Annotated in this window: 22 protein-coding genes; 15 read left to right on the top strand and 7 right to left on the bottom strand. The window is 61.9% G+C overall.

What is annotated here, in order from left to right:
* Positions 1-446: 446 nt before the first annotated feature.
* Entirely contained in the window at positions 447-1,406 is a 960-nt protein-coding gene (locus tag MUM_RS0126540; protein WP_010176014.1) for a DMT family transporter, read from the top strand.
* Here MUM_RS0126540 and MUM_RS0126535 read toward each other — a convergent pair.
* Positions 1,400-2,788, bottom strand: coding sequence for a class II fumarate hydratase (locus MUM_RS0126535; RefSeq protein ID WP_010176012.1), 1,389 nt, complete (start codon positions 2,786-2,788; stop codon positions 1,400-1,402). The two genes, MUM_RS0126540 and MUM_RS0126535, sit on opposite strands and share 7 nt — an antisense overlap.
* A gap of 193 nt (positions 2,789-2,981) precedes the next feature.
* On the opposite strand from MUM_RS0126535, the gene MUM_RS0126530 reads away from it, so the two are divergent.
* From MUM_RS0126530 to MUM_RS0126500, 7 genes are all read left to right on the top strand, one after another.
* A complete protein-coding gene (locus MUM_RS0126530) occupies positions 2,982-3,500 on the top strand; it encodes a DUF2059 domain-containing protein (protein WP_003216742.1) in 519 nt (172 codons plus the stop codon).
* 6 nt (positions 3,501-3,506) lie between these two features.
* Positions 3,507-3,800, top strand: coding sequence for a BolA family protein (locus MUM_RS0126525; protein ID WP_003216739.1), 294 nt, complete (start codon positions 3,507-3,509; stop codon positions 3,798-3,800).
* A gap of 275 nt (positions 3,801-4,075) precedes the next feature.
* Complete coding sequence (gene trhO, locus MUM_RS0126520) at positions 4,076-5,020, top strand: oxygen-dependent tRNA uridine(34) hydroxylase TrhO (RefSeq protein WP_010176008.1); 945 nt, start codon at positions 4,076-4,078, stop codon at positions 5,018-5,020.
* Positions 5,021-5,023: 3 nt separating this feature from the next.
* A complete protein-coding gene (locus MUM_RS0126515; RefSeq protein ID WP_010176006.1) occupies positions 5,024-5,659 on the top strand; it encodes a DsbA family protein in 636 nt (211 codons plus the stop codon).
* Entirely contained in the window at positions 5,652-7,472 is a 1,821-nt protein-coding gene (locus MUM_RS0126510; protein ID WP_010176004.1) for an ABC transporter ATP-binding protein, read from the top strand. Before MUM_RS0126515 ends, MUM_RS0126510 begins: the two co-directional genes overlap by 8 nt.
* Before the next feature lie 75 nt (positions 7,473-7,547).
* Positions 7,548-10,010, top strand: coding sequence for an EAL domain-containing protein (locus MUM_RS0126505; RefSeq protein WP_010176002.1), 2,463 nt, complete (start codon positions 7,548-7,550; stop codon positions 10,008-10,010).
* A 79-nt stretch (positions 10,011-10,089) separates the two neighbouring features.
* The gene (locus tag MUM_RS0126500; protein WP_443216252.1) at positions 10,090-10,851 is read left to right on the top strand and encodes a TenA family transcriptional regulator; all 762 of its coding nucleotides are present in this window, start codon (positions 10,090-10,092) and stop codon (positions 10,849-10,851) included.
* Positions 10,852-10,887: 36 nt separating this feature from the next.
* Here MUM_RS0126500 and MUM_RS0126495 read toward each other — a convergent pair whose 3' ends face one another.
* From MUM_RS0126495 to MUM_RS0126480, 4 genes are all read right to left on the bottom strand, one after another.
* Positions 10,888-11,814, bottom strand: coding sequence for a GGDEF domain-containing protein (locus MUM_RS0126495; protein ID WP_010175998.1), 927 nt, complete (start codon positions 11,812-11,814; stop codon positions 10,888-10,890).
* A 169-nt stretch (positions 11,815-11,983) separates the two neighbouring features.
* On the bottom strand, positions 11,984-13,258 hold the full coding sequence (locus MUM_RS0126490; RefSeq protein WP_010175996.1) for an MFS transporter: 1,275 nt from the start codon (positions 13,256-13,258) through the stop codon (positions 11,984-11,986).
* Between the two features lie 99 nt (positions 13,259-13,357).
* A complete protein-coding gene (locus tag MUM_RS0126485; protein ID WP_010175994.1) occupies positions 13,358-14,512 on the bottom strand; it encodes an acyl-CoA dehydrogenase family protein in 1,155 nt (384 codons plus the stop codon).
* Positions 14,513-14,581: 69 nt separating this feature from the next.
* Positions 14,582-15,439: an IclR family transcriptional regulator gene (locus MUM_RS0126480; RefSeq protein ID WP_010175992.1), complete on the bottom strand. Its 858-nt coding sequence runs from the start codon at positions 15,437-15,439 to the stop codon at positions 14,582-14,584.
* 263 nt (positions 15,440-15,702) lie between these two features.
* Here MUM_RS0126480 and MUM_RS0126475 point away from each other — a divergent pair, with 263 nt between their 5' ends.
* Genes MUM_RS0126475 through MUM_RS0126465 form a run of 3 tightly spaced genes read left to right on the top strand, consistent with a single transcriptional unit; the run spans position 15,703 to position 19,279 of the window.
* Positions 15,703-16,488 (top strand): enoyl-CoA hydratase, encoded by a 786-nt coding sequence (locus tag MUM_RS0126475; protein WP_010175990.1) that lies wholly within the window; start codon positions 15,703-15,705, stop codon positions 16,486-16,488.
* A gap of 2 nt (positions 16,489-16,490) precedes the next feature.
* Positions 16,491-18,020: a 3-hydroxyacyl-CoA dehydrogenase gene (locus tag MUM_RS0126470; protein WP_010175988.1), complete on the top strand. Its 1,530-nt coding sequence runs from the start codon at positions 16,491-16,493 to the stop codon at positions 18,018-18,020.
* Between the two features lie 26 nt (positions 18,021-18,046).
* Positions 18,047-19,279 carry a CaiB/BaiF CoA transferase family protein gene (locus tag MUM_RS0126465; RefSeq protein WP_010175986.1) on the top strand — a complete coding sequence of 411 codons (1,233 nt, stop codon included), beginning with the start codon at positions 18,047-18,049 and terminating at the stop codon, positions 19,277-19,279.
* Between the two features lie 6 nt (positions 19,280-19,285).
* Here the strand turns inward: MUM_RS0126465 and MUM_RS0126460 are convergent, their stop codons facing one another.
* The gene (locus MUM_RS0126460; protein ID WP_010175985.1) at positions 19,286-20,203 is read right to left on the bottom strand and encodes a LysR family transcriptional regulator; all 918 of its coding nucleotides are present in this window, start codon (positions 20,201-20,203) and stop codon (positions 19,286-19,288) included.
* Between the two features lie 162 nt (positions 20,204-20,365).
* Between MUM_RS0126460 and MUM_RS0126455 the strand changes: the two genes are divergently transcribed.
* From MUM_RS0126455 to MUM_RS0126440, 4 genes are read left to right on the top strand one after another with little or no spacing between them, the layout of a single operon-like run.
* Positions 20,366-20,806: a DoxX family protein gene (locus tag MUM_RS0126455; protein WP_010175982.1), complete on the top strand. Its 441-nt coding sequence runs from the start codon at positions 20,366-20,368 to the stop codon at positions 20,804-20,806.
* A 20-nt stretch (positions 20,807-20,826) separates the two neighbouring features.
* A complete protein-coding gene (locus MUM_RS0126450; RefSeq protein WP_010175980.1) occupies positions 20,827-21,702 on the top strand; it encodes a pirin family protein in 876 nt (291 codons plus the stop codon).
* Between the two features lie 59 nt (positions 21,703-21,761).
* On the top strand, positions 21,762-22,454 hold the full coding sequence (locus tag MUM_RS0126445; protein WP_010175978.1) for a pirin family protein: 693 nt from the start codon (positions 21,762-21,764) through the stop codon (positions 22,452-22,454).
* A gap of 2 nt (positions 22,455-22,456) precedes the next feature.
* Complete coding sequence (locus MUM_RS0126440) at positions 22,457-23,281, top strand: SDR family NAD(P)-dependent oxidoreductase (protein WP_010175976.1); 825 nt, start codon at positions 22,457-22,459, stop codon at positions 23,279-23,281.
* A 57-nt stretch (positions 23,282-23,338) separates the two neighbouring features.
* Here MUM_RS0126440 and MUM_RS0126435 read toward each other — a convergent pair whose 3' ends face one another.
* On the bottom strand, positions 23,339-24,721 hold the full coding sequence (locus tag MUM_RS0126435; RefSeq protein WP_010175974.1) for a glycerophosphodiester phosphodiesterase family protein: 1,383 nt from the start codon (positions 24,719-24,721) through the stop codon (positions 23,339-23,341).
* Positions 24,722-24,725: the final 4 nt, after the last annotated feature.

The following is a 24,725-nucleotide window of genomic DNA, read 5'->3' as shown; positions in this document are numbered from 1 at the left end:
ATCGGGACGGTGTATCTGAACCCTGAAAGGGAGCTGACAGTGGTAATAAAAGCCGCGTAGTACGACGGTGAACGCGACAACTACCTTGAAAAACGCCGGTGCTGTTGATCTGCTTTTGATCTTGATCTTAGGCGCCCCGTTAAACCACGCTGGCCGAACGCAGGTAGTACGGAGCGGGTAAACCGGCAGGACGCCGGTTTAGCCGCGACGGGGCAGGGACGCCCCGTCGCGGCGGCCCGCGGAGTAATGCCGGAGTGCGGGCACACCGAGCCCAAGCGAGGTGCCGAGTGGTGGGGCAAGAGCGTTTTGCTTACTTTTGCGCTTTTCAAAAGTGAGCCGCCGTAAGGGCGGAACCCATTTCAGCAACACCCGAAAAAACGGATATACACCCACCCCCGGCATCCCCCTAGAATGCAGCTCCTCCACCTCTGGCATTCGGGGCACTCATGCACATCTCATCGGGCCGCTGGGTCTACGGTTTATCCCTGGCCCTGCTGACCGCGCTGCTCTGGGGCATTCTGCCGATCAAACTCAAACAGGTATTGCAGGTGATGGACCCGGTCACCGTCACCTGGTTTCGCCTGGTGGTCTCCGGCAGTTGCCTGTTCGTCTACCTCACCGCCGTCCGGCGTTTGCCCGATTGGCGCGCCCTCGGGACCAAAGGCGGCTGGCTGGTGGCAATCGCCGTGTGCGGCCTGATGGGCAACTACGTGCTCTACCTGGTCGGCCTGAAGCTGCTGAGCCCCGGCACCGCGCAACTGGTGGTGCAGGTGGGCCCGATCTTCCTGATGATCGCCAGCGTTTTTGTGTTCAAGGAACGCTTCAGCCTGGGCCAGGGCGTGGGCCTGCTCATATTGATCACCGGCTTCGGCCTGTTCTTCAACCAGCGCCTGACCGAACTGCTGACCTCCCTGGGCGCCTACACCGCCGGGGTGCTCACCATCCTGCTGGCCACCACTGTCTGGACCTTCTACGCCCTGGGGCAGAAGCAGTTGCTGACCGTGTGGAATTCGGTGCAGGTGATGATGGTGATCTACCTGTCCTGCGCCCTGTTGCTGACACCCTGGGCGCACCCGATGGAAGCGCTGCAACTGAGCCCGGTACAAGGCTGGCTGTTGGTCGCCTGCTGCTTCAATACCCTGGTTGCCTACGGCGCATTCGCTGAAGCCCTGGCCCACTGGGAAGCCTCGCGGGTCAGCGCCACCCTGGCGATGACGCCGTTGGTGACCTTCGTCGCGGTCGCCGTGGCTGCGTGGATGTGGCCCGACTACGTGCACGCCGAAGACATCAATGCCCTCGGCTACGGCGGGGCCGTGTTGGTGGTACTGGGTTCTGCAACGGTGGCGCTGGCGCCTTCGTTGTTCGCCGGGCTCAGGGCCCGGCGTGCACGGTTAGCGTCTCAATGACCGGCTTCCAGCATGTTTTCCGGGCGCACCCACTGGTCGAACTCTTCATCCGTGAGGTAACCCAGTTTGAGCGCCGCTTCCCGTAGGGTCAGCCCCTCGGCATAGGCCTTCTTGGCAATCTCGGCCGACTTGTCGTAGCCGATGTGCGGGTTCAGCGCGGTCACCAGCATCAGGCCGCGCTCAAGGTGCGCAGCCATTTGCTCGGCGTCCGGCTCCAGTCCGGCGATGCAATGCTCCTGGAAGTTGCTGCAACCATCGGCCAGCAGGCGGATCGACTCCAGCAGGTTGTGGATGATCACCGGCTTGTACACGTTCAACTGCAAATGCCCCTGGCTCGCCGCGAAGCCGATGGTCACGTCGTTGCCCAGCACCTGGCAGGCCAGCATCGACAGCGCTTCGCACTGGGTCGGGTTGACCTTGCCCGGCATGATCGAACTGCCCGGTTCATTTGCCGGCAGCTTGACCTCTGCCAGCCCGGCCCGCGGCCCGGAGCCCAGCAGGCGCAGGTCATTGGCGATTTTCATCAGGGCCACGGCGAGGGTTTTCAGGGCGCCGTGCAAGGTGGTCAAGGGCTCATGGCCCGACAGCGCGGCAAATTTATTCGGCGCGGTGACAAAGGGCAGGCCGGACAGCGCCGCCAACTCGGAGGCGATCGCTTCGCCAAACCCGTGAGGCGAGTTGAGCCCGGTGCCTACGGCGGTACCGCCCTGGGCCAGTTCACACACAGCGGGCAGGGCGCTGCGGATCGCGCGTTCGGCGTAATCCAGTTGCGCTATAAAAGCCGACACTTCCTGGCCGAAAGTGATCGGCGTGGCGTCCATCATGTGGGTGCGGCCGGTTTTCACCAGCTTCATGTGCCGCGCCGACAGTTCCGCCAGGCCGCCGGACAGTTCACGGATGGCCGGCAACAGCTTCTCGGTGACGGCCTGCACGGCGGCGATGCTCATGGCCGTGGGGAAGCAGTCGTTGGAACTCTGGGAGCGGTTCACGTGATCGTTGGGATGCACCGGGCTCTTGCCGCCACGGGCCTTGCCCGACAGTTCGTTGGCGCGGCCGGCGATCACTTCGTTGGCGTTCATGTTGCTCTGGGTGCCGCTGCCGGTCTGCCACACAACAAGCGGGAACTGGTCGTCGTGCTTTCCGTCGAGCACTTCGTCGGCGGCCTGTTCGATCAGCCGGGCGATGTCGGCGGGGAGGTCGCCATTGCGGTCGTTGACCCGGGCCGCGGCCTTTTTGATCAGGGCCAGGGCGTGCAACACGGCGAGGGGCATGCGTTGGTCGCCGATGGCGAAGTTCACTAGCGAGCGTTGGGTCTGGGCGCCCCAGTAAGCGTCATCCGGGACTTGCACTTCTCCCAGGCTGTCGGTTTCGATACGGCTCATCGGGCACACTCCTTCAGGTTCGTTTGCGCAGTTTAGGCCTTGATCGTCCCTGGGGGTTCCCTTAAAAGACTTTTCATCGGATTAAGCCCCGCAAAACCAGGCCCCATAAGGCGTGGGGTTGAGCCGCGGCGTTTTTTAGGCGCAGAATGGGCGCCCTTGGGGTCTTACCTCGCCTGCTAGAAAAGGAAACTCGATGACTCGTCTTCGTGCCATCTGTACCGCGGTTGCTCTGGTATGTGCCAGCGGCCAGGTTTTTGCCGATACCGCCAGCCACAACGCCAGTGCCGAAGCCTTCCTTACCCTGGCCCATGCCGACAAGCTGGGTACCCCGGTGTACATGCAAGTGCAGCAAATGTTCGCCCAGCGTTTCGAGCAGACCAAGGCACCGGCTTCCAAGCAAACCGTCCTGGACACCTACCAGGCCAAGGCCAACACCGCCCTGGACCAGGCCATCGGCTGGAACAAGCTCAAGCCGGACATGATCAAGCTCTACACCGACAACTTCAGCGAATCCGAGCTCAAGGACCTGGTTGCGTTCTACCAGTCGCCACTGGGCAAGAAAGTCCTGGAGAAAATGCCTCAGCTGACCCAGCAATCGGCCCAGATGACCCAGGCCAAGCTGGAAAGCGCGGTACCGGTGGTGAACAAGCTGCTGGAAGACATGACCAACGAGCTGACGCCAAAAGCCCCGGCCCCGGCCAAGAAGAAGTAAACAGGAATGACCATGCAACAGCGTATCGAATCGGCACTCGTCGCCCTGAGCCCGGAACACTTGAGCGTGCTGGATGAAAGCCATATGCACAGCCGTGGGTTGCAGACCCACTTCAAGGCGGTGCTGGTGAGCCAGCAATTCGAGGGGCTCAATCGCGTCAAGCGCCACCAGAAGGTCTACGCCACCCTGGGTGACCTGATGAGCGAATTCCATGCGTTGGCGCTGCATACCTACACGCCTGAAGAATGGGCGAAAATCGACGCAGCCCCGGCCTCGCCGACCTGCGCCGGCGGTCACTGACACTGTGGCACATTGGCTTGATGTGGCGAGGGAGCTTGCTCCCGCTGGGCTGCGCAGCAGCCCTTCTGCCAATCACCGCGATCTTGCTGAAAGGTTGCAACTGCCTTGTTGGGGCCGCTTCGCAGCCCGGCGGGAGCAAGCTCCCTCGCCACAGTAAAGAGGCGGTCCATAATCGTCGCCATTTTTGTTAGAATCCGCAACGCGCCGCTCAGTCGGCGCGTTTTTTTTGCATCCGGTTCACCCTTTACGAGGGTAGCCACCTGGAGAGAACACCCATGACCCAACCGATTGTCGTGGCGGCACTGTATAAGTTCGTCACCCTCGAAGATTACGTCGCCCTGCGCGAGCCATTGCTGCAGGCGATGGTCGACAACGGCATCAAAGGCACCTTGCTGATCGCCGAAGAAGGCATCAACGGCACCGTATCCGGCAGCCGCGAAGGCATTGATGGCCTGATGGCCTGGCTCAAGAACGACCCGCGCATGGACGACATCGACCACAAAGAGTCGTACTGCGACGAGCAGCCGTTCTACCGCACCAAGGTCAAGCTCAAGAAAGAGATCGTGACCCTGGGCGTTGAAGGTGTCGACCCCAACAAGAAAGTCGGCACCTACGTGAACCCGCAGGACTGGAATGCGCTGATCAGCGACCCTGAAGTGCTGCTGATCGATACCCGCAACGACTACGAAGTGTCCATCGGCACCTTTGAAGGTGCGATCGACCCGAAGACCACCAGCTTCCGCGAATTTCCCGACTACATCAAAGCCAATTTCGACCCGGCCAAACACAAGAAAGTCGCCATGTTCTGCACCGGCGGCATTCGTTGCGAAAAAGCCTCGAGCTATATGCTCAGCGAGGGTTTCGACGAGGTGTATCACCTCAAGGGCGGCATCCTGAAGTACCTCGAAGAGGTGCCGCAGGAAGAAACCAAGTGGCAGGGCGACTGCTTTGTGTTCGACAATCGCGTGACCGTGCGCCACGACTTGAGCGAAGGCGACTACGATCAATGTCATGCCTGCCGCACACCGGTCAGCGTTGAAGACCGTGCATCCGAACACTACGTGGCTGGCATCAGTTGCCCGCATTGCTGGGATAAGCTTTCCGAGAAGACCCGTCGCAGTGCGATCGACCGGCAGAAGCAGATTGAACTGGCCAAGGCCCGCAATATGCCGCACCCGATTGGCTACAACTACAAGCAATCCCCATCTTCCGAGGCCTGAGCCATGTCCGCGCGCCTGCTCTATGTAATGGATCCGATGTGTTCCTGGTGCTGGGGTTTCGCCCCGGTGGCCAAGGCGCTGGTTGAGCAGGCCCAGGCCGCAGGCGTGGAGCTGCACCTGGTGGTGGGCGGCTTGCGCACCGGCAGCGGCGCGGCGCTGGAGCCGACCACTCGGCGCTACATTCTGGAGCATTGGCAGGCGGTGACCGACGCCACCGGCCAGCCGTTCAAGCGCGAAGGCGCGTTGCCCGAAGGGTTTGTGTACGACACCGAGCCGGCTTGCCGCGCCGTGGTCACCGCACGCAGCCTGGCACCGGATTGCGCGTGGAAACTGCTGGGCCTGATCCAGCAGGCGTTCTACGTCGAGGGTCGCGACGTGACCCGCGCCGACGTGCTGGTGGAGCTGGCCGAGACGGCTGGCGTGCCGCGTATCGAATTCGCCGAAGCCTTCGACCGGGCCGACCAGCACGCGGCCACCGCGGCGGATTTCACCTGGGTCCAGGATTTGGGCATCGCCGGTTTCCCGACCTTGCTGGCTGAGCGCAACGGGCAACTGGCGCTCCTGACCAACGGCTATCAGCCGCTGTCCGAGTTGGCGCCGCTGTTGAGTCGCTGGCTGGAGCGAGCTGCCTGTGCATGATCAGCCTGATCCCGTCGAACAACCGAAGCGCGTCGACCGGTTGACCTGGGCGGAAGTCCGCCGCCTGGCCTTGCGTCACAAGAAATCCCTGTGGATCGCCAACGGCGTTGCCGTGTTGGCGACCCTGTGCAGCGTGCCGATTCCGTTGCTGTTGCCGTTGCTGGTGGACGAAGTGCTGCTGGGCCATGGCGACGCGGCGCTGAAAGTCATGAACCATGCGCTGCCCCTGGGTTGGCAGAAGGCCGCCGGTTATATCGGCCTGATGCTGCTGGTGACCTTGCTCCTGCGTTGCGGCGCGCTGGTGTTCAACGTGTTGCAGGCGCGGTTGTTTGCGCGGCTGGCCAAGGACATCGTGTATCGCATTCGTGTGCGGCTGATCGAGCGGCTCAAGCGCATTTCCCTCAGCGAATATGAAAGCCTGGGCAGCGGCACGGTGACCACGCACCTGGTGACCGACCTGGACACGGTGGACAAATTCGTCGGCGAGACCCTCAGCCGTTTCCTGGTGGCGATGCTGACGCTGGTGGGCACCTCCGGCATCCTGATGTGGATGCACTGGAAGCTGGCGCTGTTGATCCTGCTGTTCAACCCGCTGGTGATCTACGCCACCGTGCAGTTGGGCAAGCGGGTCAAGCACCTGAAGAAGCTGGAAAACGACAGCACGTCGCGGTTTACCCAGGCCCTCACCGAAACCCTTGATGCGATCCAGGAAGTGCGCGCCGGCAACCGCCAGGGCTTTTTCCTCGGGCGCCTGGGCCAGCGCGCCCAGGAAGTGCGGGACTTTGCGGTCAATTCCCAGTGGAAAAGCGACGCCTCCAGCCGTGCCAGTGGCTTGCTGTTCCAGTTCGGTATCGACATCTTCCGTGCGGCAGCGATGCTGACGGTGTTGTTTTCCGACCTGTCCATCGGCCAGATGCTCGCGGTGTTCAGTTACCTGTGGTTCATGATCAGCCCGGTGGAACAACTGCTGAACCTGCAATATGCCTACTACGCGGCGGGCGGGGCGCTGACCCGGATCAACGAACTGCTGGCCCGCGCCGACGAGCCGCAATACGCCGGCGGCGCCGACCCGTTTACCGGGCGTGAGACCGTGGGCATCGAGGTGCGCGGCCTGAACTTCGGTTATGGCGAAGAGCTGGTGCTCGACCAGTTGAACCTGAACATTGCCCCGGGTGAAAAGGTCGCGATCGTCGGCGCCAGTGGCGGCGGCAAAAGTACCCTGGTGCAGCTGTTGCTGGGGTTGTATACGCCGCAGGCCGGCAGCATTCGTTTTGGCGGGCTGACCCAGCAGGAAATCGGCCTGGAGACGATTCGCGAGAATGTCTCCGTGGTGCTGCAACACCCGGCACTGTTCAATGACACGGTACGCGCCAACCTGACCATGGGCCGCGAACGCAGCGACCAGGCCTGCTGGCAGGCGCTGGAGATTGCCCAGCTGGATGCGACCGTCAAGGCACTGCCACTGGGCCTGGACAGCGTGGTCGGGCGCTCCGGCGTGCGCTTCTCCGGTGGGCAACGTCAGCGCCTGGCCATTGCACGGATGGTGCTGGCGGAGCCGAAAGTGGTAATACTCGACGAAGCGACCTCGGCGCTCGATGCGGCGACTGAATACAACCTGCATCAGGCGCTGGCACGGTTTCTCAGTGGCCGTACCACCTTGATCATCGCCCACAGGCTGTCGGCGGTGAAACAGGCGGATCGGGTGTTGGTGTTTGATGGCGGGCATATTGCCGAAGATGGCGACCATCAGCAGTTGATTGCCGACGGTGGCTTGTACGCCAAACTTTACGGACACTTGCAACAAGTGCGGTGATTTAGCCTACGCTGAGCTATCAGGAGCGGTTTTCACTCGCGTGCGTATTTTAGTTGTGCATGTGCAAGGGACCTCATGAAGCAAAAGCAGACTCTCGGAACCCCTCGGTTATTGGGCATCGTCTGGCCTTTTATAGCCGTCGTACTGTTCCAGGCATTGTTAGGCTGCGTCAGTCTCTACGTGCTCTCGGCGGTGCGCGGCTATGTGGCGGGCGAAAGCCTGTGGTCCAAGGGCCAGAAAGACGCGATCTTCTACCTGACGCTGTACGCCGACAACCGCAACGAAGCCACCTTCCTCAAATACCAGAACGCGATTGCCGTGCCCCAGGGCGGGCACGAACTGCGGGTGGCCCTCGATCGCCCGACCCCGGACCTGACCGCCGCGCGCCTGGGTATTCTGAAGGGCGGCAACCACCGTGACGACGTTTCCAGCCTGATTTGGCTGTACCTGAACTTTCGCCATTTCAGTTACCTGGAAAAAGCCATCGAGCTGTGGACCGTGGGCGATGGCTATCTGGTGCAACTGGACGACCTGGCCCAGGAGATGCACCGCGCGATCCTGGCCAATCAGGTCAGCAGCGCCGACGTACAGGGCTGGAAGGAGCGGATTTTTGCGATCAATGACGGTGTGACGCCGGCGGCCAAAGCCTTCAGTGATGCCTTGGGCGAGGGCTCGCGGATGATCCTGCGCCTGCTGCTGGTGACCAACCTGGCCACGGCGCTGGGCCTGATCATGTTGGCGTTGCTGCGCACCCACAAACTGCTGGCCCAGCGGCATGCATTTGCCGACGCATTGCAGTTGGAGAAGGAGCGGGCGCAGATCACCCTGGAGTCGATTGGCGATGGGGTGATCACCACCGACGTCGATGGCGCCATCGCGTATATGAACCCGGCCGCCGAAGCCCTGACCCACTGGAAAGCCGCCCAGGCCCAGGGGTTGCCGCTGGCGGCGCTGTTCAACCTGCTGGACGAGAATGCCCAGGCCGACGGCTTTACCCTGATCGAACGCATCCTGGGCGGCCAGCTCGGCGGCGGCAGCGAGCATTCAAAGCTGATCCAGCGCCTGGACGGCACCACCGTGTCGGTCACCCTGGTGGGCGCGCCGATCCGCAGTGCTGGCAAAGTCGTCGGCGCAGTGCTGGTGCTGCACGACATGACCCAGGAACGCCAGTACATCGCCAATCTGTCCTGGCAGGCGACCCACGATGCCTTGACGGGCCTGGCCAACCGGCGCGAGTTCGAGTTCCGCCTGGAGCAGGTGCTGCATAACGTCGGGCGCCAGCAATCGGGGCGCCACGCCTTGATGTTCCTCGATCTGGACCAGTTCAAACTGGTCAACGACACCTGCGGGCACGCCGCCGGGGATGAGCTGTTGCGGCATATCTGCGCACTGTTGCAGTCCGACCTGCGGGAAGGCGACACCCTGGCCCGGTTGGGCGGTGACGAGTTCGGCATCCTGCTGGAGAACTGCCCGGCGCCGGTGGCGGAAAAGATCGCCGAAAGCCTGCGCCATACCGTGCAAAGCCTGCACTTTGTGTGGAAGGGCCGGCCGTTTGTCACCACCGTGAGTATCGGCCTGGTGCACATCACCCAAGCCCCGACCACCCTGGAGACGTCCCTGCGTGCCGCCGACATGGCGTGCTACATGGCCAAGGAAAAGGGCCGCAACCGCGTGCAGGTGTATCACGCCGATGACTCGGAATTGTCCCTGCGCTTTGGCGAGATGGCCTGGGTGCAGCGCCTGCACATGGCCCTGGAAGAGAACCGTTTTTGCCTGTACGCCCAGGAAATCGCGCCCCTGGGGCACACCGAACATGGCGACGGGCACATCGAAATCCTGCTGCGCCTGCATGACGAGGCGGGGCGGATCATCCTGCCGAACAGCTTTATTCCGGCGGCCGAACGTTACGGGTTGATGACGTCCCTGGACCGCTGGGTGGTGGAGAACGTGTTCAAGATCATCGCGGGCTGCATGCGTGAGCGCCCGGGCCGGCCCATGGCCATGTGTGCGATCAATCTGTCAGGCATTACCATCGGCGATGAAGACTTTCTCGGGTTTTTACGTGAGCAATTCAGCGCCTATGGTATCCCGCCAGAAATGATTTGTTTTGAAATTACAGAAACCAGCGCTATCGCGAATTTGGGCAGTGCAATTCGTTTTATTAACGAGCTCAAAGAGTTAGGGTGCTATTTCTCCCTGGATGACTTCTGCGCCGGGATGTCCTCGTTCGCCTATCTTAAACATTTACCTGTAGACTTCTTGAAGATCGATGGAAGTTTCGTAAAGGATATGCTGGACGACCCGATTAACCGCGCTATGGTCGAAGTGATCAATCACATCGGCCATGTCATGGGTAAGCGCACAATTGCCGAATTTGTCGAGACACCCCAGATCGAACAAGCCTTGCTTGAGATCGGGGTCGACTACGCTCAGGGATACCTGATCGAGCGTCCGCAGTTGTTTACCTTTGATAGTTTGCAGTGTCGACCTGTGCGACCGCAGCCTCTGTTATTCAAGGCGCCTGGCACGTTCCGATGAAACATTTGCTGGTCTGTACATATCACAAATCAAAAGGAGCCCGACAGTGATCGACACATTCAACAGAACCGGCCCGCTTATGGAAGCCTCAAGTTACCCCGCCTGGGCGCAGCAACTGATCCAGGCCTGTAGCGAGAGCAAGCGCCGCGTTGTCGAACACGAACTGTACCAGCGCATGCGCGATAACAAGCTCAGCGCCAAGACTATGCGCCACTACCTGATTGGTGGTTGGCCAGTGGTGGAACAGTTTGCGTTGTACATGGCACAGAACCTCACCAAGACCAAATTTGCCCGCCATCCTGGGGAGGACATGGCGCGCCGCTGGCTGATGCGCAATATTCGCGTGGAACTCAACCATGCGGACTATTGGGTGCATTGGGCCCGGGCCCATGGCGTCAGCCTCGAAGAGCTGCAGGCACAGGAAGTGCCACCGGAGCTGCATGCACTGAGCCATTGGTGCTGGCATACCAGCTCGGCCGATTCGCTGATTGTTGCGATTGCCGCCACCAACTACGCCATCGAGGGGGCCACTGGGGAGTGGTCCGCCGTGGTGTGTTCGACCGGCGTGTATGCCGCGGCATTCCCTGAGGACGACCGCAAGCGCGCCATGAAGTGGCTGAAGATGCATGCCCAGTACGATGACGCCCACCCGTGGGAAGCGCTGGAAATCATCTGCACCCTGGCCGGCATGAACCCGACCAAGGAACTGCAGGTAGAGCTGCGCCAGGCGGTGTGCAAGAGCTACGACTACATGTACCTGTTCCTGGAACGCTGCATGCAGTTGGAAAGGTCGGCGACCAGCACCCGCAAACAACCGGAACTGGTTGCCAGCGAGGCATAAACAGCGGGATGGCGGGGCCGCTGTGAAGTAAAGCGGTTACCCCGCCATTGCCAGGCGATTGCGACCTTCACGCTTGGCCACATACAAGGCATTGTCCGCCCGGCGCAACAGGCTCTCGGCGGACTCTCCCGCCAGCAAGGTCGAGCAACCCAGGCTCACCGTCAATTCGATACGTTCCTCATCCGCCCAGTAATCCTGGGCCTGTGCCGCCTGGCGCAGGCGCTCACCGACCATCGACGCCGCATCCCGGCCGGTGTTGGACAGCAGGATCAGAAACTCTTCCCCGCCAAACCGAAATACCATGTCCACATTGCGCAGCTGGTTCTTGATCGAGGCGGCGACCGCTTTCAGCACCTTGTCGCCCGTGGCGTGGCCGTGGGTGTCGTTGATGTGCTTGAAGTGGTCGATGTCCAGCATCAACAGGGACAGCGGCTGCAGGTGCCGGCGGGCCATGTCGATTTCCCGTTGCAGGGTCTGGTCCATGGCGATGCGGTTGCCGGTTTCGGTCAGCGGGTCGCGCAGGGCGCTGCGGGTTGCCGCGCGGTAGAGCAGGGCGTTGCGCATCGGGTAGAGGAGGGTGGCCAGCAGTGATTCCAGGTTGGCCAGCTCGTCATCGATGAAGCGTTGGTTGCGCCGAAACACCAGTTCACCGAGGTGCTCGCCGTCGTGGCTGAGGGCATAGCTCACCGAATGATGGCCGCGATGGCCATATTCCAGGCGCAGGTCGCTGGCTTCGTGACGGTATTGCAGGGCGTCCAGCGGTACCAGGCGTTGGATTTCGCGGAAGAACAACGCAAGGATGTGCTCCGGCTCCAGGCTGGTTTGCAACTGCATGCCCAATTGCTGGCGAAGTTGGGCAACAGTGGCGGGGCGTCGCGGGAGTAAGGAAGGCTGACCAAAGCCCAGGCGTTGCAATTTGGCACTGTCGAAGTCAATTGCGTTGGTCTGGGTCGGTGTTTTCATAAGCGAATGAGCCTCTAAGCACAAAACTGTCTTACAGGCTGGGTGAGAGCGTCTTACTGTTCCTTCAGTTCCGTAGGACTGACGTACAGTCTAGCCCGGTTTGCTTGAGGGTATAACTGCCGCACGTCTTATAGCCGGGGCCGCGTTGCTGCGGGCCCCGGCATTGGGCTTATTGTTTTTGCGGGTCAAACTGCTTGTCGCGGATAAACAGCGCCGGAATCACCCCGCAGATGAAGTACGCACCGCCCATGACCAGGAACCCCACGCCGATCGAGCCATGGGACGCCAGGAAGCCAATGGCCGCCGGCGCCACTGCCGCGCCAATCCGGCCAATGTTGTAGGCCCCACCCACCGCCGAACCGCGAAATTTCGCTTCGAAGCTTTCGGTCATGTAGGTCGCGTTCACACCGTAGGGAATGCCGTACAGGAAGCCGAACACGATCAGCATCCACAGGATGTTGTCCGGGCTCTGGAACAGCACGATCACCGGCAGGAAAATCGCCGTGCCCAGCGCGCCGACGGCGAACACCAGGCGCCGGCCGAGGCGGTCTGCCGCGAGCCCGGCGAGCACCTTGCCGAAAATCATCGCCGCGTAAGTACCGACCATGTAGCTGGTCATCGACTTGAAGTTCATCCCCAATTCGCCTTCCAGGTAGGACGGCATCCAGTTGTTGACCCCGTAGTAGCCGAACTGCAGGAAGCCTGCGGTCAGCGCCCAGAGGATGAACATGCGGCTGGCTTTCGGGTCGCTGAAGATCAGCTTGAACATGCCGTCGGGCTTCTTCGCCGAGACGCGCTTGATGCCTTCGGCCTTTTCCCGGGCGCGTTCGGCCTGGGCCTTGAGCCAGGCTTGCGGCTCCGGCACCAGGCGCTGCATCAGCACGGCGAGGATCACCGGGATGATCGCCACGTAAAACAGCCAGCGCCAGCCGTGGTTGGGCAGGATCCAGCCGGCGAGCAGGGTGGCGACGATGTAGCCCACCGACCAGCCGGCCTGCAGGGTGCCGAGCACGGTGGTGCGATAGCGGGTCGGCACGTATTCGGCCATCAGCGTGTTGCACGCGACGTACAGCGCGCCCAGCCCCAGGGAGGCGAAGAAGCGCGTGCTCGCGAACTGCCAATAGCTGTGGGTCATGCCCAGGATCGCCGTGCCGGCAGAGAACAGCACGATGCTCCAGACCACGGTTTTCACCCGGCCAAATCGGTCACAGGCCCAGCCGCCGTAAATCCCGCCGATGGCCATGCCGGCCAGGGTGAAACTGCCCAGGCTGCCGGCTTCGACGCTGGTCAGGCCGAACTCGGCCTTGAGGCTGCTGAGGCTGTAGGACAACAGCATCAAATCTGCACCGTCGATCAGCAGGCCGAGGAAGCAGAAGATGAAAACAATGATCCAGAGGTTGTTTTTCGCGGGCGACAACGCGCCCGCCGAAGCGGCGACTTCCATAGCGATACCTTGTTGTAGTTGTTAGGGCACAAGTTATGGGTGTTGCGGTAATGCGGTTGGAGCACGATCAAAATGTGGGAGCGGTGTTGTTCCCGAGCGTTAGTGCTTGGCCTCGCGAATCATGTTGCGGGCGATCACCAGTTGCTGGATCTGCGTGGTGCCTTCGTACAGCCGGAACAAGCGCACATCGCGATAAAACCGCTCGATGGCGTACTCGCTCACATACCCGGCACCGCCATGAATCTGCACGCAACGGTCGGCCACGCGGCCGCACATCTCCGTGGCGAACATCTTCGAGCAGGACGCTTCGGTGCCGATGTTCAGGCCTTCGTCACGCTTGCGCGCAGCGTCCACCACCATGCAGCGGGCGGCGTAGATTTCGGCCTTGCTGTCGGCGAGCATCGCCTGAATCAGTTGAAACTCGGCAATCGGCTGGCCGAACTGCTTGCGTTCCAGGGCGTACAGCAAGGCATCGTTGAGCATGCGCTCGGCGGCCCCGACACTGACGGCGGCAATGTGCAGGCGGCCCTTGTCGAGCACCTTCATTGCCGTCTTGAAGCCCACGCCTTCGACGCCACCGATCAACTGGTCGGCCGGCACGCGAACGTTGTCGAAAATCACGTCGCAGGTGTGGGCGCCTTTCTGGCCCATCTTGTGGTCGCGCTTGCCCAGGGACAGGCCTGGGGTGTTGCGCTCAACGATGAATGCACTGATGCCGGCCGAGCCCTTGATGTCCGGGTTGGTGCGGGCCATCACCGTGTAAATCCCGGCGTGGGGGGCGTTGGTGATAAAACGTTTGGTGCCGTTGATGATGTAGTGATCACCGTCGCGCACGGCGGTGGTTTTCAGCGAGGCGGCGTCGGAGCCGGAGTCCGGTTCGGTCAGGCAGAACGAGCTGAGCAGTTCACCGCTGGCCAGCTTCGGCAGGTAGTGCTGCTTCTGCGCCTCGGTGCCGTCCAGCAGGATGCCGATGGAGCCGATGCCGTTGTTGGTGCCAAAGTAGGAGCGGAATGCCGGCGAGGTGCGCCCCAGTTCAAAGGCCACGTTGACCTCTTCTTCCATGGTCAGCCCGAGGCCGCCGTAGGCTTCGGGCAGGGTCAGGCCGAACAGGCCCAGCTCGCGGAATTGGCTGACGATATCCGCCGGGACGTCATCGGTCTCGGCCAGCTCGTTTTCCCGTGGGATCAGCGCTTCGTTGACGAACTGCTGCAGGGTTTCCAGCAACAGGTGCAGCGTTTCGGCGTCTCGGATCATGTGCATTCCTCAGCGGCCCGTTCAGCGGGCCTGTTGTCGTCAATCTGCCGAGGCCCTGCACCGATCTGTCTAGCGGGTGGCGGCCTCGATGTTGTTCACCATGTGCTTGAGACGGGGCCCGATGTCGTCCTCGAGTTTCTCCCGGGAAAGGTGAAAACTCGGTCCGCCACAGTTGAACGTCAGCAGCCCATGTTGTGCATGCAGCAGCGGTACGGCGATGGCGTTTACATCGCGGTGCCACTCACCGATCGACATGCAGTAGCCGAAATCGGTGTAATCCCGGAAGGCACGCTCCAGGCCCTTCCTGATGCCCGGCCAGTCCTCCAGATGACGCTGGCGGATGTGGTCGAGGATAAATTCCCGCTCGTTTTCCGGCATCGCTGCCAGGCAGGCGCGGCCTGCGGAACTCAAGTGCAACGGCAACCGCGTACCGACCTGGCGGCGCATGGTCATGTTGGCTTCACCCTGGACCACGTCCAGGTACACCATGTCCAGGCGGTCCCGCGTGGCCATCGCCACTGCGGCCTGGGCGTACTTGGCCATCGTCTCCATCAGCGGATGGGCCACGGCCCGCACCGACAGGTTCGACAGCATGGCGTAACCGAACGCCATCACCCCAACATCCAGCTGATACCGGCCCGACTGCGGCAGGTGCTTGAGATAGCCCAAGCGGGTCAGCGTGTGGGTCATCCGCGTAATCGTCGGCTTTGGCAGCCCGGTCTTGCGCGCCAGCTCCTGGTTACCCAGCACGCTTTCGCTGGGGGTAAAGCAGCGCAGCAGTTCCAGGCCTCGGGCCAGGGCGGTGACGAACTGGCGGTCCTTGTCTTCCTCCTCGTCGGCGTTCATCGGGTCGAGCAGCAAGTGCTCGAACCCGTGGTTGCCGGCCGGTGTTTCGGGTGTGTTCGGGTCCAGGTGTCGACGGCGCATGTTAGTCCCCCTTTTTTTAGAAAATCAACAAAACAAAATTGTATTCCGCACAGCGAAACTAAGCAACTTCGCGGGTGATTGTCTTTTTGTTTAATAAAACCCGTCTAAACAAAGAGTTATAGCCCGATTTACCGGGCGCTCAGGTTTTTACGTTTACATCACGATGGGTCGGTCCTTATGATTATCGCTAAATACGGAATGTTGTTTCGCATAGCGAAACTGTCGATATCCGAACTAACAAGAACATTGCAGCAGGAGAATCTGTGGCCAGCCTCGACCAACCCGTAGTGCACCTCGACGTCCAGGACAATGGCGTCGCCGTGGTACGCATCCACCGCCCCGAAGTGAAAAACGCCTTGAACGCCCAGGTCCGCGAAGAGCTGGCCGAGCATTTTCGTGCCCTGGCCAAGCGCCGTGATGTGCGCGCCATCGTGCTCACCGGCGGCGATCAGTTCTTCGTGGCCGGCGCCGACATCAAGGAGTTCGCCAGCGCGAGCCCGATCGAGATGTATCGCCGGCACACCGAATACCTGTGGGAAGCCATCAGCCGTTGCCCGAAGCCGGTGATCGCCGCGGTGAATGGTTTTGCCCTGGGCGGCGGGTGTGAGCTGGCCATGCATTGCGACCTGATCGTCGCCGGGGAATCGGCGCGGTTTGCCCAGCCCGAGGTCAAGCTGGGCCTGATGCCGGGCGCCGGCGGTACCCAGCGCCTGGTGCGCGCCGTGGGCAAGTTCCAGGCCATGCGCATCGCGTTGACCGGCTGCATGGTCAAGGCGCCGGAAGCCCTGGCCATGGGCATGCTCAGCGAGGTGGTGGCGGATGACCAGACCATCCCCCGCGCTCTGGAACTGGCCGCGCAGATTGCCGCCTTGCCGCCGCTGGCGGTGGAACAGATCAAGGAAGTGATGCTCGCCGGTGCCGACCTGCCGCTGGAAAGCGCGCTGGTGTTGGAGCGCAAGGCCTTTCAACTGCTGTTCGATTCGGCAGACCAGAAGGAGGGCGCCGCGGCGTTCTTCGAAAAACGCACCGCGAACTATCTGGGGGAATGACGATGACGGATTCAATCAAGATCATGGGCCTGGTAGGCACCGGCGTGATGGGCGCCGGGATTGCACAGATTGCCGCCCAGGCCGGCGTGTTGGTGCGCTTGTTCGATGCCCGCGACGGTGCGGCGCAGACTGCCCGGGACAACCTCGGCACCACGCTTTCCAAGCTGGCCGCCAAGGGCAAGATTACCCAGGCGGCGGTGGACGCTGCGCTGGAAAACCTGCAAGTGGCCGCCACCATCGGGGCGCTGCACGATTGCGACCTGGTGGTGGAAGCCATCGTCGAAAACCTCGACGCCAAGCGCGGCCTGTTGCAGCAACTCGAAGGTGTGGTCAGCGCGGAGTGCATCCTCGCTACCAACACCTCATCGCTGTCGGTCACGGCCATCGCCACCGGCTGCCAACACCCTGAGCGGGTGGCCGGGCTGCACTTCTTCAACCCGGTGCCGTTGATGCGCGTGGTCGAAGTGATCGACGGCCTGGCCACCGCACCGAAGGTCGGCGATGACCTGCTGGCCTTCGTTACCCGCACCGGCCATCGCGGTGTGCGCGCCAAGGACACCCCGGGTTTTATCGTCAACCACGCCGGCCGTGCGTACGGCACCGAAGCCTTGAAGATGCTCGATGAAGGCGTTGCCGAGCGCGGCGATATCGACCGCATCCTGCGTGAAGGCGCAGGGTTTCGCATGGGCCCGCTGGAACTGCTGGACCTCACCGGGCTCGACGTGTCCCACCCGGTGATGGAGTCGATCTACAACCAGTTCTATCAAGACCCGCGCTACAAACCGTCGCCCCTGACCCGCCAGATGCTGGTGGGCGGGCGCTTCGGGCGCAAAAGCGGTCAGGGCTTCTACCTCTATGAAAATGGCCAGGTGGTCGACGGCCCGCAGCCGCAACCGGTGCCTGCCATCAAGCCATTCCCGCCGGTGTGGATCGCTACCGAAAACGCCGATGACTACGAGCGCCTCAGCGTGCTGGTGATCGAGTTGGGCGCGCACCTGGAAAGCGCGGTGCAGCCATCGCCAGAAGCATTGTGCCTTTTGGCGCCTTACGGCCTCGACGCCACCTCGGCCAGCGAACGCTTCCACACCGACCCGGCGCGTACCCTGTGCATCGACCTGCTGACCGACCTGTCGCGCCATCGCACCCTGATGCAAACCCCGCTGACGTCCAGCGCCAGCCGCGACGCCGCCCACGCGCTGCTCGCCAATGACGGTGTAGGCGTGACGGTGATCAGCGACAGCGTCGGCTTCGTCGCCCAGCGTACGTTGGCGATGGTGGTCAACCTGGCCTGCGACATTGCCCAGCAACGCATCGCCAGCGTCGACGATATCGACCAGGCGGTGCAACTCGGCCTGGGTTATCCACAAGGCCCGCTGGCCTGGGGCGATGCCCTTGGGCCACGGCGCATCCTCACGATTTTGCAACGCATGAGCGAACTCACCCACGACCCACGTTATCGCCCCAGCCCCTGGCTGCGGCGGCGTGCGGCGCTGGGGATTTCCCTGCGTCATGAAGAGCCGGCAGTCGGCTGATTTCGATTCATCACAGGACAAGAATAATGGGTGCATTGACAGGTTTGCGGGTGCTGGATTTAAGCCGGGTATTGGCCGGGCCCTGGTGTGGCCAAGTGTTGGCTGACCTCGGCGCGGAAGTGATCAAGATCGAACGGCCGCAAAGCGGTGACGATACCCGGGGTTGGGGCCCGCCGTGGATGAAGACCGACACTGGTGAATCGTCCGGGCAGGCGTCTTATTACCAGTCCACCAACCGCGGCAAACTCTCCGTGGCCATCGACCTCGCCACCCGCGAAGGCCAGGAACTGGTGCGGGCGCTGGCGGCCAGTTCCGACGTACTGATCGAAAACTACAAGGCCGGTTCCCTGGCCCGCTATGGCCTGGACTACGCGACCCTGGCCGAGATCAATCCTCGGCTGGTGTATTGCTCCATCACCGGTTTCGGCCAGACCGGCCCGCGTGCCGAAGAGCCCGGCTATGACTTCATCATCCAGGGCATCGGCGGCCTGATGAGCATTACCGGCGAGCGCGACGACCTGCCCGGCGGCGGCCCGCAAAAAGTCGGCGTGGCGTTCTCCGACCTGATGACCGGCCTGTATTCCACCGTCGCGATCCAGGCTGCCTTGCTCAGCCGCGAACGCACCGGCGTCGGCCAACACATCGACATGGCCCTGCTGGACGTGCAAGTGGCAACCCTGGCCAACCAGAGCATGAACTACCTGGCCTCGGGCAAGGTACCGCAGCGCTACGGCAACGCCCACGCCAACATCGTGCCGTACCAGGTGTTCCGCGCTGCAGACCGCGACTTCATCATTGCCTGCGGCAACGACAGCCAGTTTATTGCGCTGTGCCACAGCATTGGTTTGCCACACCTGCCGCAAGACCCGCGCTTTCGGCGCAATGCCGATCGGGTCGCGCATCGGGCAGAGATTGTCGAGCTGTTGTCGGCGCACTTCCTGGGGCGTACGGCGGACGAGTGGGTGGCGAGTATTCACGCGTCGAAAGTGCCGGTGGGCGCGATCAACAACATCGCTCAATCCCTGGAAGAACCGCAGGTGATTGCCCGTGGGTTGATGGTGAAAATCCCGCATCCCAAGAATCCGGAGTTCGAGATGGTCGGCAGCCCGATCAAGATGTCGGGCACGCCGGTGGAGTATGTAAGGCCGGCGCCGATGTTGGGGCAGCATACGGATGAAGTGCTGGGTGAGCGGCTGGGGTTGTCGGCAGAACAGCTGGGGCAACTCAAGGCGGGTGGGGTGATCGAGCAACTCGACTGAGCCGTTTCAAACAGGCGACTCCTGCGTCGAGCGTTGTTGAACAAACCGTTCGATCAACCACCTCGCCGCAGGCCCCGGTGGCACATCCGTGCGGTAGATAACGTCGAACGTGTATTTGCCGCTTTCGTATTCCGGGATGTTCAATTTCACCAGCCGGCCACTCTCCAGGTCCTCCTGCACCATCGGGGTCGGCATGTTCCCCCAGCCGATGCCTTCACGCAGCAGCATGTGCTTGGCGCCCAGGTCGGCCAGGCGCCAGGTGCGGTTGCTGAGCACGGCGAAATCCTTGTCCTTGGTCAGGCGTGAGCGATCGGACAGGACCAGTTGCGTCAGCTCGCGCCCGGCGCCCGGTACATTGGCGGCGCCTGATGCCAGTGGATGATTCGGCGCGGCCACCGGGATCAGCTCGACACTGCCGATGCTCATCCTTTCGATCCCGTCGATGCCCTCATTCATCGGCCCGCTCACGCCGATGATCGCTTCGCGGTTGATCACCAGTTCAGCGACGGCGCCGAGCGCCTCCATGTGCAGGTGCAGTGAAACCGTGGGGAACGCCTCCCGAAAGGATTTGAGGGCGTCCACCACGCGCTCGGCGGGAAGCATCACATCCAGCACCACATGGACTTCGGCTTCGAGCCCCTGAAGCAGGCCTTTGACCTTGGCGCGCAAGCCATGAATGCCGTTGGTGATGGTCCGGGCTTCGGCCAGCACGGTGCGCCCTGCCTCGGTGAGCTGGGGTTTGCGGGTGGTATGGCGGTCAAACAGCGACACGCCCAGTTGTGTTTCCAGGTTGGCGATCGAGTAGCTGACGACCGAGGTGGCGCGGTGAAGTTTTCGGGCGGCCGCTGCAAAACTGCCGACTTCCACCACCGTCAGGAACACGCGCAGTTGGTCCAGTGTCGGTGTTCCGGGCTCAGAAAGCATGTGGGTAGCCTCAGGCGTGCGTTGATTGATGCAGAGTAGCTTGTCTATTTAATCGAATCTAATGATCTAAATTAACCAGCTATTCAGAGTAGCTGATCAGGCGCAACATTTCTTCAAGAGAGCGGTTCATGTCGAGCCGTTTCCAATCGAAGGAAATACCCCATGTCTACTTCTCAACACATCGCTCATTCCGACAACGCCGAACACAGCCAATCTGATGTGGCTCATGCCTCGGCCTCGTTGATTGGCCGAGTACTGCTCAGTGCCATCTTCATCCTCTCCGGCGTTTCGAAACTGGCAGCGCCCGCCATGATGGTTGGTTACATCAGCTCCGTCGGGTTGCCGTTTCCACAAGTGGCATTGGTGGTGGCGGTCATCGTTGAACTGGGTGGTGGCCTGGCGCTGATCGCGGGTTATCGCACCCGTGTCGTTGCGGCGGTACTGGCACTGTTCAGCGTGGCCACGGCGCTGGCTTTCCATAATGCGCTGGGGGATCAAAACCAGTTCATCCACTTCTTCAAGAACATCGCCATGGCCGGTGGCCTGCTGCAAGTGGTTGCCTTTGGTGCCGGTCGTTTCAGCCTCGATGCTCGTCGCCGCTGATACCGCCTGGAGTAATCATCATGGCCGTTCATGAAACCGTTGCCCCTCGGGCAATCACTTACCGCACCACCGGCAGTGGGCATGGCCCGATTGTGAGGCTGATGAGCCCTTCGGACCTGGGGCACCTGATCAAGCCTTTCGTGTTCCTGGATCTGTTTGAAGGCGAGAGTTCATTCATCCACGGCATGCCCATGCACCCTCACTCGGGCATCGCCACCGTCACCGTGATTACCGAAGGCAATCTGCATTTTGAGGATGCTGAATCGGGTGTCGGGACGATCGACTATGGCGGTGTTGAATGGATGCGGGCGGGTGGTGGCGTGTGGCACGGAAAGGAGATGTCGGTTGGCACGTCTAAGCGCATCCAGGGTTTTCAATTGTGGGTTGCACTGCCACCGGCGTTGGAAAACGCGCGCGTCGATAGCCAATACCTGGAGTCAAGCGTGATGCCGGAAGCGGGGCCGGCACGGGTGATTGTTGGCGAGTACCAAGGTGTGCAAAGCCCGGTTCGGGCGCCGGCGGGCATTAATTACCTGTTGGTTACGCTGCAAGACGGTGAGTCCTGGACCTATGTGCCGCCCAATGGGCACGAGTCATTGTGGCTGAGTGTCAGCCGCGGGCAGCTCGCTGCACCCGGCCTAGTCATGGCGGGAGAAATGGCCGTCTTCGAACCCGGCAGTGGCGCTGTGACGCTGACGGCGATGCAGCGCGATACGGTGTTCGTGATCGGTTCAGCGGCGCCTCACCCCTATGACCTGGCGCTGGGAAACTACTCGGTTCACACCAGCGCGCATGCCTTGCACGCGGGCGAGGCAAAAATTGCCGAAATCGGCGCCCGGTTGCGTGAGCACCTGGGGCGTGCAAAGCAGCCCGACACCGTGCCCGTTTTCCGCTAACCCAAACGACCCATGTCGGCCCATTTACGCGGCACCTGGCTGCACCTACAGGAACTGAAATGCTAGAGCACCGACTCAAGGCCGATCTCGGCGGCGGCGACTATGGCTGGCTCAAGGCCCGTCATCACTTCAAGGTAACGCCCGATGGCAATCCCGCTCACCGCCCGCTGGGGGCTCTGGTGGTCTGGAACGATGACCTGATAGCGCCTGACAGCGGCTTCCCGATGCATGGCCACGAAAACATGGAGATCGTTTCCTACGTGCTGGAAGGTACGGTGAGTCATCGGGACAGTGCCGGCGGCCAAGGCCGTACCGAGGCGGGTGACGTGCAGGTGATGAGTGCCGGCACCGGAATTCGGCATGAAGAGCGCAACGCGCGAGGTGTTCCGTTAAGGCTGTTCCAGATCTGGTTGCGGCCACGGGAAAACGGTGGTGTTCCCCGTTGGGGGTCGCGCCCGTTTCCAAAGGCGGGTCGGGCTGGTCAATGGGCCGTGTTGGCCAGCGGGATGCCGGACGATCAGGGCGCATTGCAGATCTGCGCCGATGCACGGGTGCTTGGCGCCACACTCAAGGCCGGTCAGCGCTTGAACTATTCGATGACTGGCCAGGGCTATCTGGTGCCGACCCTCGGTGCAGTGACAGTCAATGGCGCGACGGTTGAAGGCGGGGATGGTGTGGCCATGACCCAAGAGCGCGTGCTGGCGGTCGAAGCTATCGACGATACCGAAGTGATACTGGTCGAGGTGTTTTGAGCATGAGCACGATCATCATGACCGGCGGGACGTTCGGCCTGGGGGAAGCGACTGCGCAGCGGTTGAGCTCGATTCCTGGCTCCCGGCTTATCCTTGGCGGGCGTGAAACCCGTTGGCCCCTGGAGCTGGCAAGCCTAAGCAGTGTCAGGCAGTTCGCCAGGCAAGTACTCGATACCCTGGGCGAGACGAAGATTGATGCCCTGGTGCTGAATGCCGGGCTCAGCTTTCCCATGGCGGTGCGCACGGCGGACGGTTATGAGACTACCTTTGCGGTGAATCACCTCGGCCACTATTTACTGCTGCGGCTGCTTGCCCCTGCGTTGGCACCTGATGCGATTGTGGTGATCACCACCAGCAATACCCATGACCCGATGTTCAGCCCGGTCGCCCCGTTTCCCTATGTCGATGCACACCAACTGGCGTATCTGGACCTCGAATCTGGCAGCCAGGCATTCGAGTCCGGATTCCGCGCTTACGCCACGTCGAAGCTGTGCAACCTGTTGACGGCGCGTGCCTTCGCGGCGGCATCCGATGCCCGGGTGATTGCTTATAACCCTGGGTATATTCCCGGTACTGGTCTGGGGCGCAACTTGCCGCCGGGGACGCTGCAGGTATCGAGCCCTCATCAGGCTGAGGCCGCGCGCCTGCACGCCGGGCACGTCCTGGCCGATCTTGCGGTTGGGCGCACCGTTCCGCCGCCCGGGCGTCTTTATGCATCCCTTGTGAGGGGCGAGGTGACGTGGCCCGAGCCGTCCGAGCTGGCTAGGCGTGAGGATGTTGCGCAGAAGCTTTGGAATGACAGCGCGGTGTTGACGGGCTTGGCCTGAGGGCATTCTCGAGCGGGGGAAGCTGACGGCAGCTGGTTCACAACTGCCGTCCGCTTTTTAGCGCGTGACTTCTTTCAGGTAGGTATTTCGGGCAGCAACGGCCGTAGGCGTGAAATCCGTGAACACACCATCAACACCGGCCCGGAAAAAGGCCAGGTATTCGGCCGCCGGGTTGCCCTTGTAGGCGCCTGCCAGGTACTTCGCTTCGTTGCGGAAGGTGAAGATATGGACGAACAGCCCGGCCTTGTGCGCGTCGCTGATCAGGCTGGTGGGCTTGAAGGTGTCGACCTCGGGCAAGCCGGGGTTTGGCGCTGAAGTGGCGGTCAGCGACATCGCTTGCGGCTTCCACGGGCCAATGCCGTCGGCGTAGGTCTTGACCTCGGCCAGGCCTGCCGGCGTCAGCAGCGCGCCAAACGAGCGTGGGTCACCCGCGACGGTCCAGCTATAAGGGCGGCCGCTGACGAAGGTATTGGGTTTGTCGGTGATGAAAATGGTTTCGCCGGTCTTGAAGTTCACGCCGTTCCCATCCACCAACTGAACCGCCCTGGATTGCAGGCCGATAGAGCGCAGGTATTTGAGGCTGTTGGGGTCAAAGCTCTGCACAAACACCGGCGCGTCTTTGCGATTGAGGTTGTTGTCTTTCAGGGTCTTGAGAAAGGCCGCTTCGAACGGATGACTGCCCGGCGCGCCGCAACCATTGGCGATGGCCTGGGCGTTGTTCCAGATCGGGTTTTTGCTTTCCGGGTAGGTCGTGATCACACGGCCCGTGGCGGCGCTTTTGGCTTTTGCGATGTCGATCACTTCCTGGAAGTTCAGGATCGGCAGCTTGCCGTTGAGGTCGGTCGGGCGCTCGTCGCGGGCATCGTAGGTTGTGCCGCCGATCCATTGCTTGAGTTCGGCCAGGGTGAAATCGCTGATTGACCAGTCGTTGGTGTGGTCTTCGCCATCCACGATCAAGGACTTCAGCACGGATTTTGGATCGTTGGGGTTGGTCAAGTCGCTCAGGTACTGGGCCGGGCCATTCTCGGCGGTGGCCGGATACCGGACGTTAACCAATACGCCCGGAACCGTACGTTTGCGGCGTGCAACCTCGGGGTTGGTCTTTGCGACATCGCTGATGTTGGTGTTGTCGCTCAACCAGGGGTTGTGCCGCGCCACCAGCACACAGTCCTTGGTCATGTGCAGGTCCAGCTCCAGCGAATCCGCCCCCGCATCGGCCGCATGTTCATACGAGGCCCGGGTTTCCTCCGGGTACAGCCCCGGCAGGCCGCGATGGCCGATCACCAGGGGCGGTGCACCGTCGAGGGTCTTGAACGAAGCAGAGGCGACCGGTGCGCTCTTGGTCACACTGTCACACGCGCTCACCGTCAGGGCGCATCCGATAACGATAAAACGGGCGAGCAGGGTTTTTACCGCAGGCGGGCCTGAGCGAGTGTGCATGTGT

The organism is Pseudomonas sp. PAMC 25886 (assembly GCF_000242655.1).
GTDB lineage: Bacteria > Pseudomonadota > Gammaproteobacteria > Pseudomonadales > Pseudomonadaceae > Aquipseudomonas.
The sequence above is the reverse complement of the archived record's forward strand: the minus strand, read 5'-3'. Positions and strand labels throughout refer to the sequence as shown.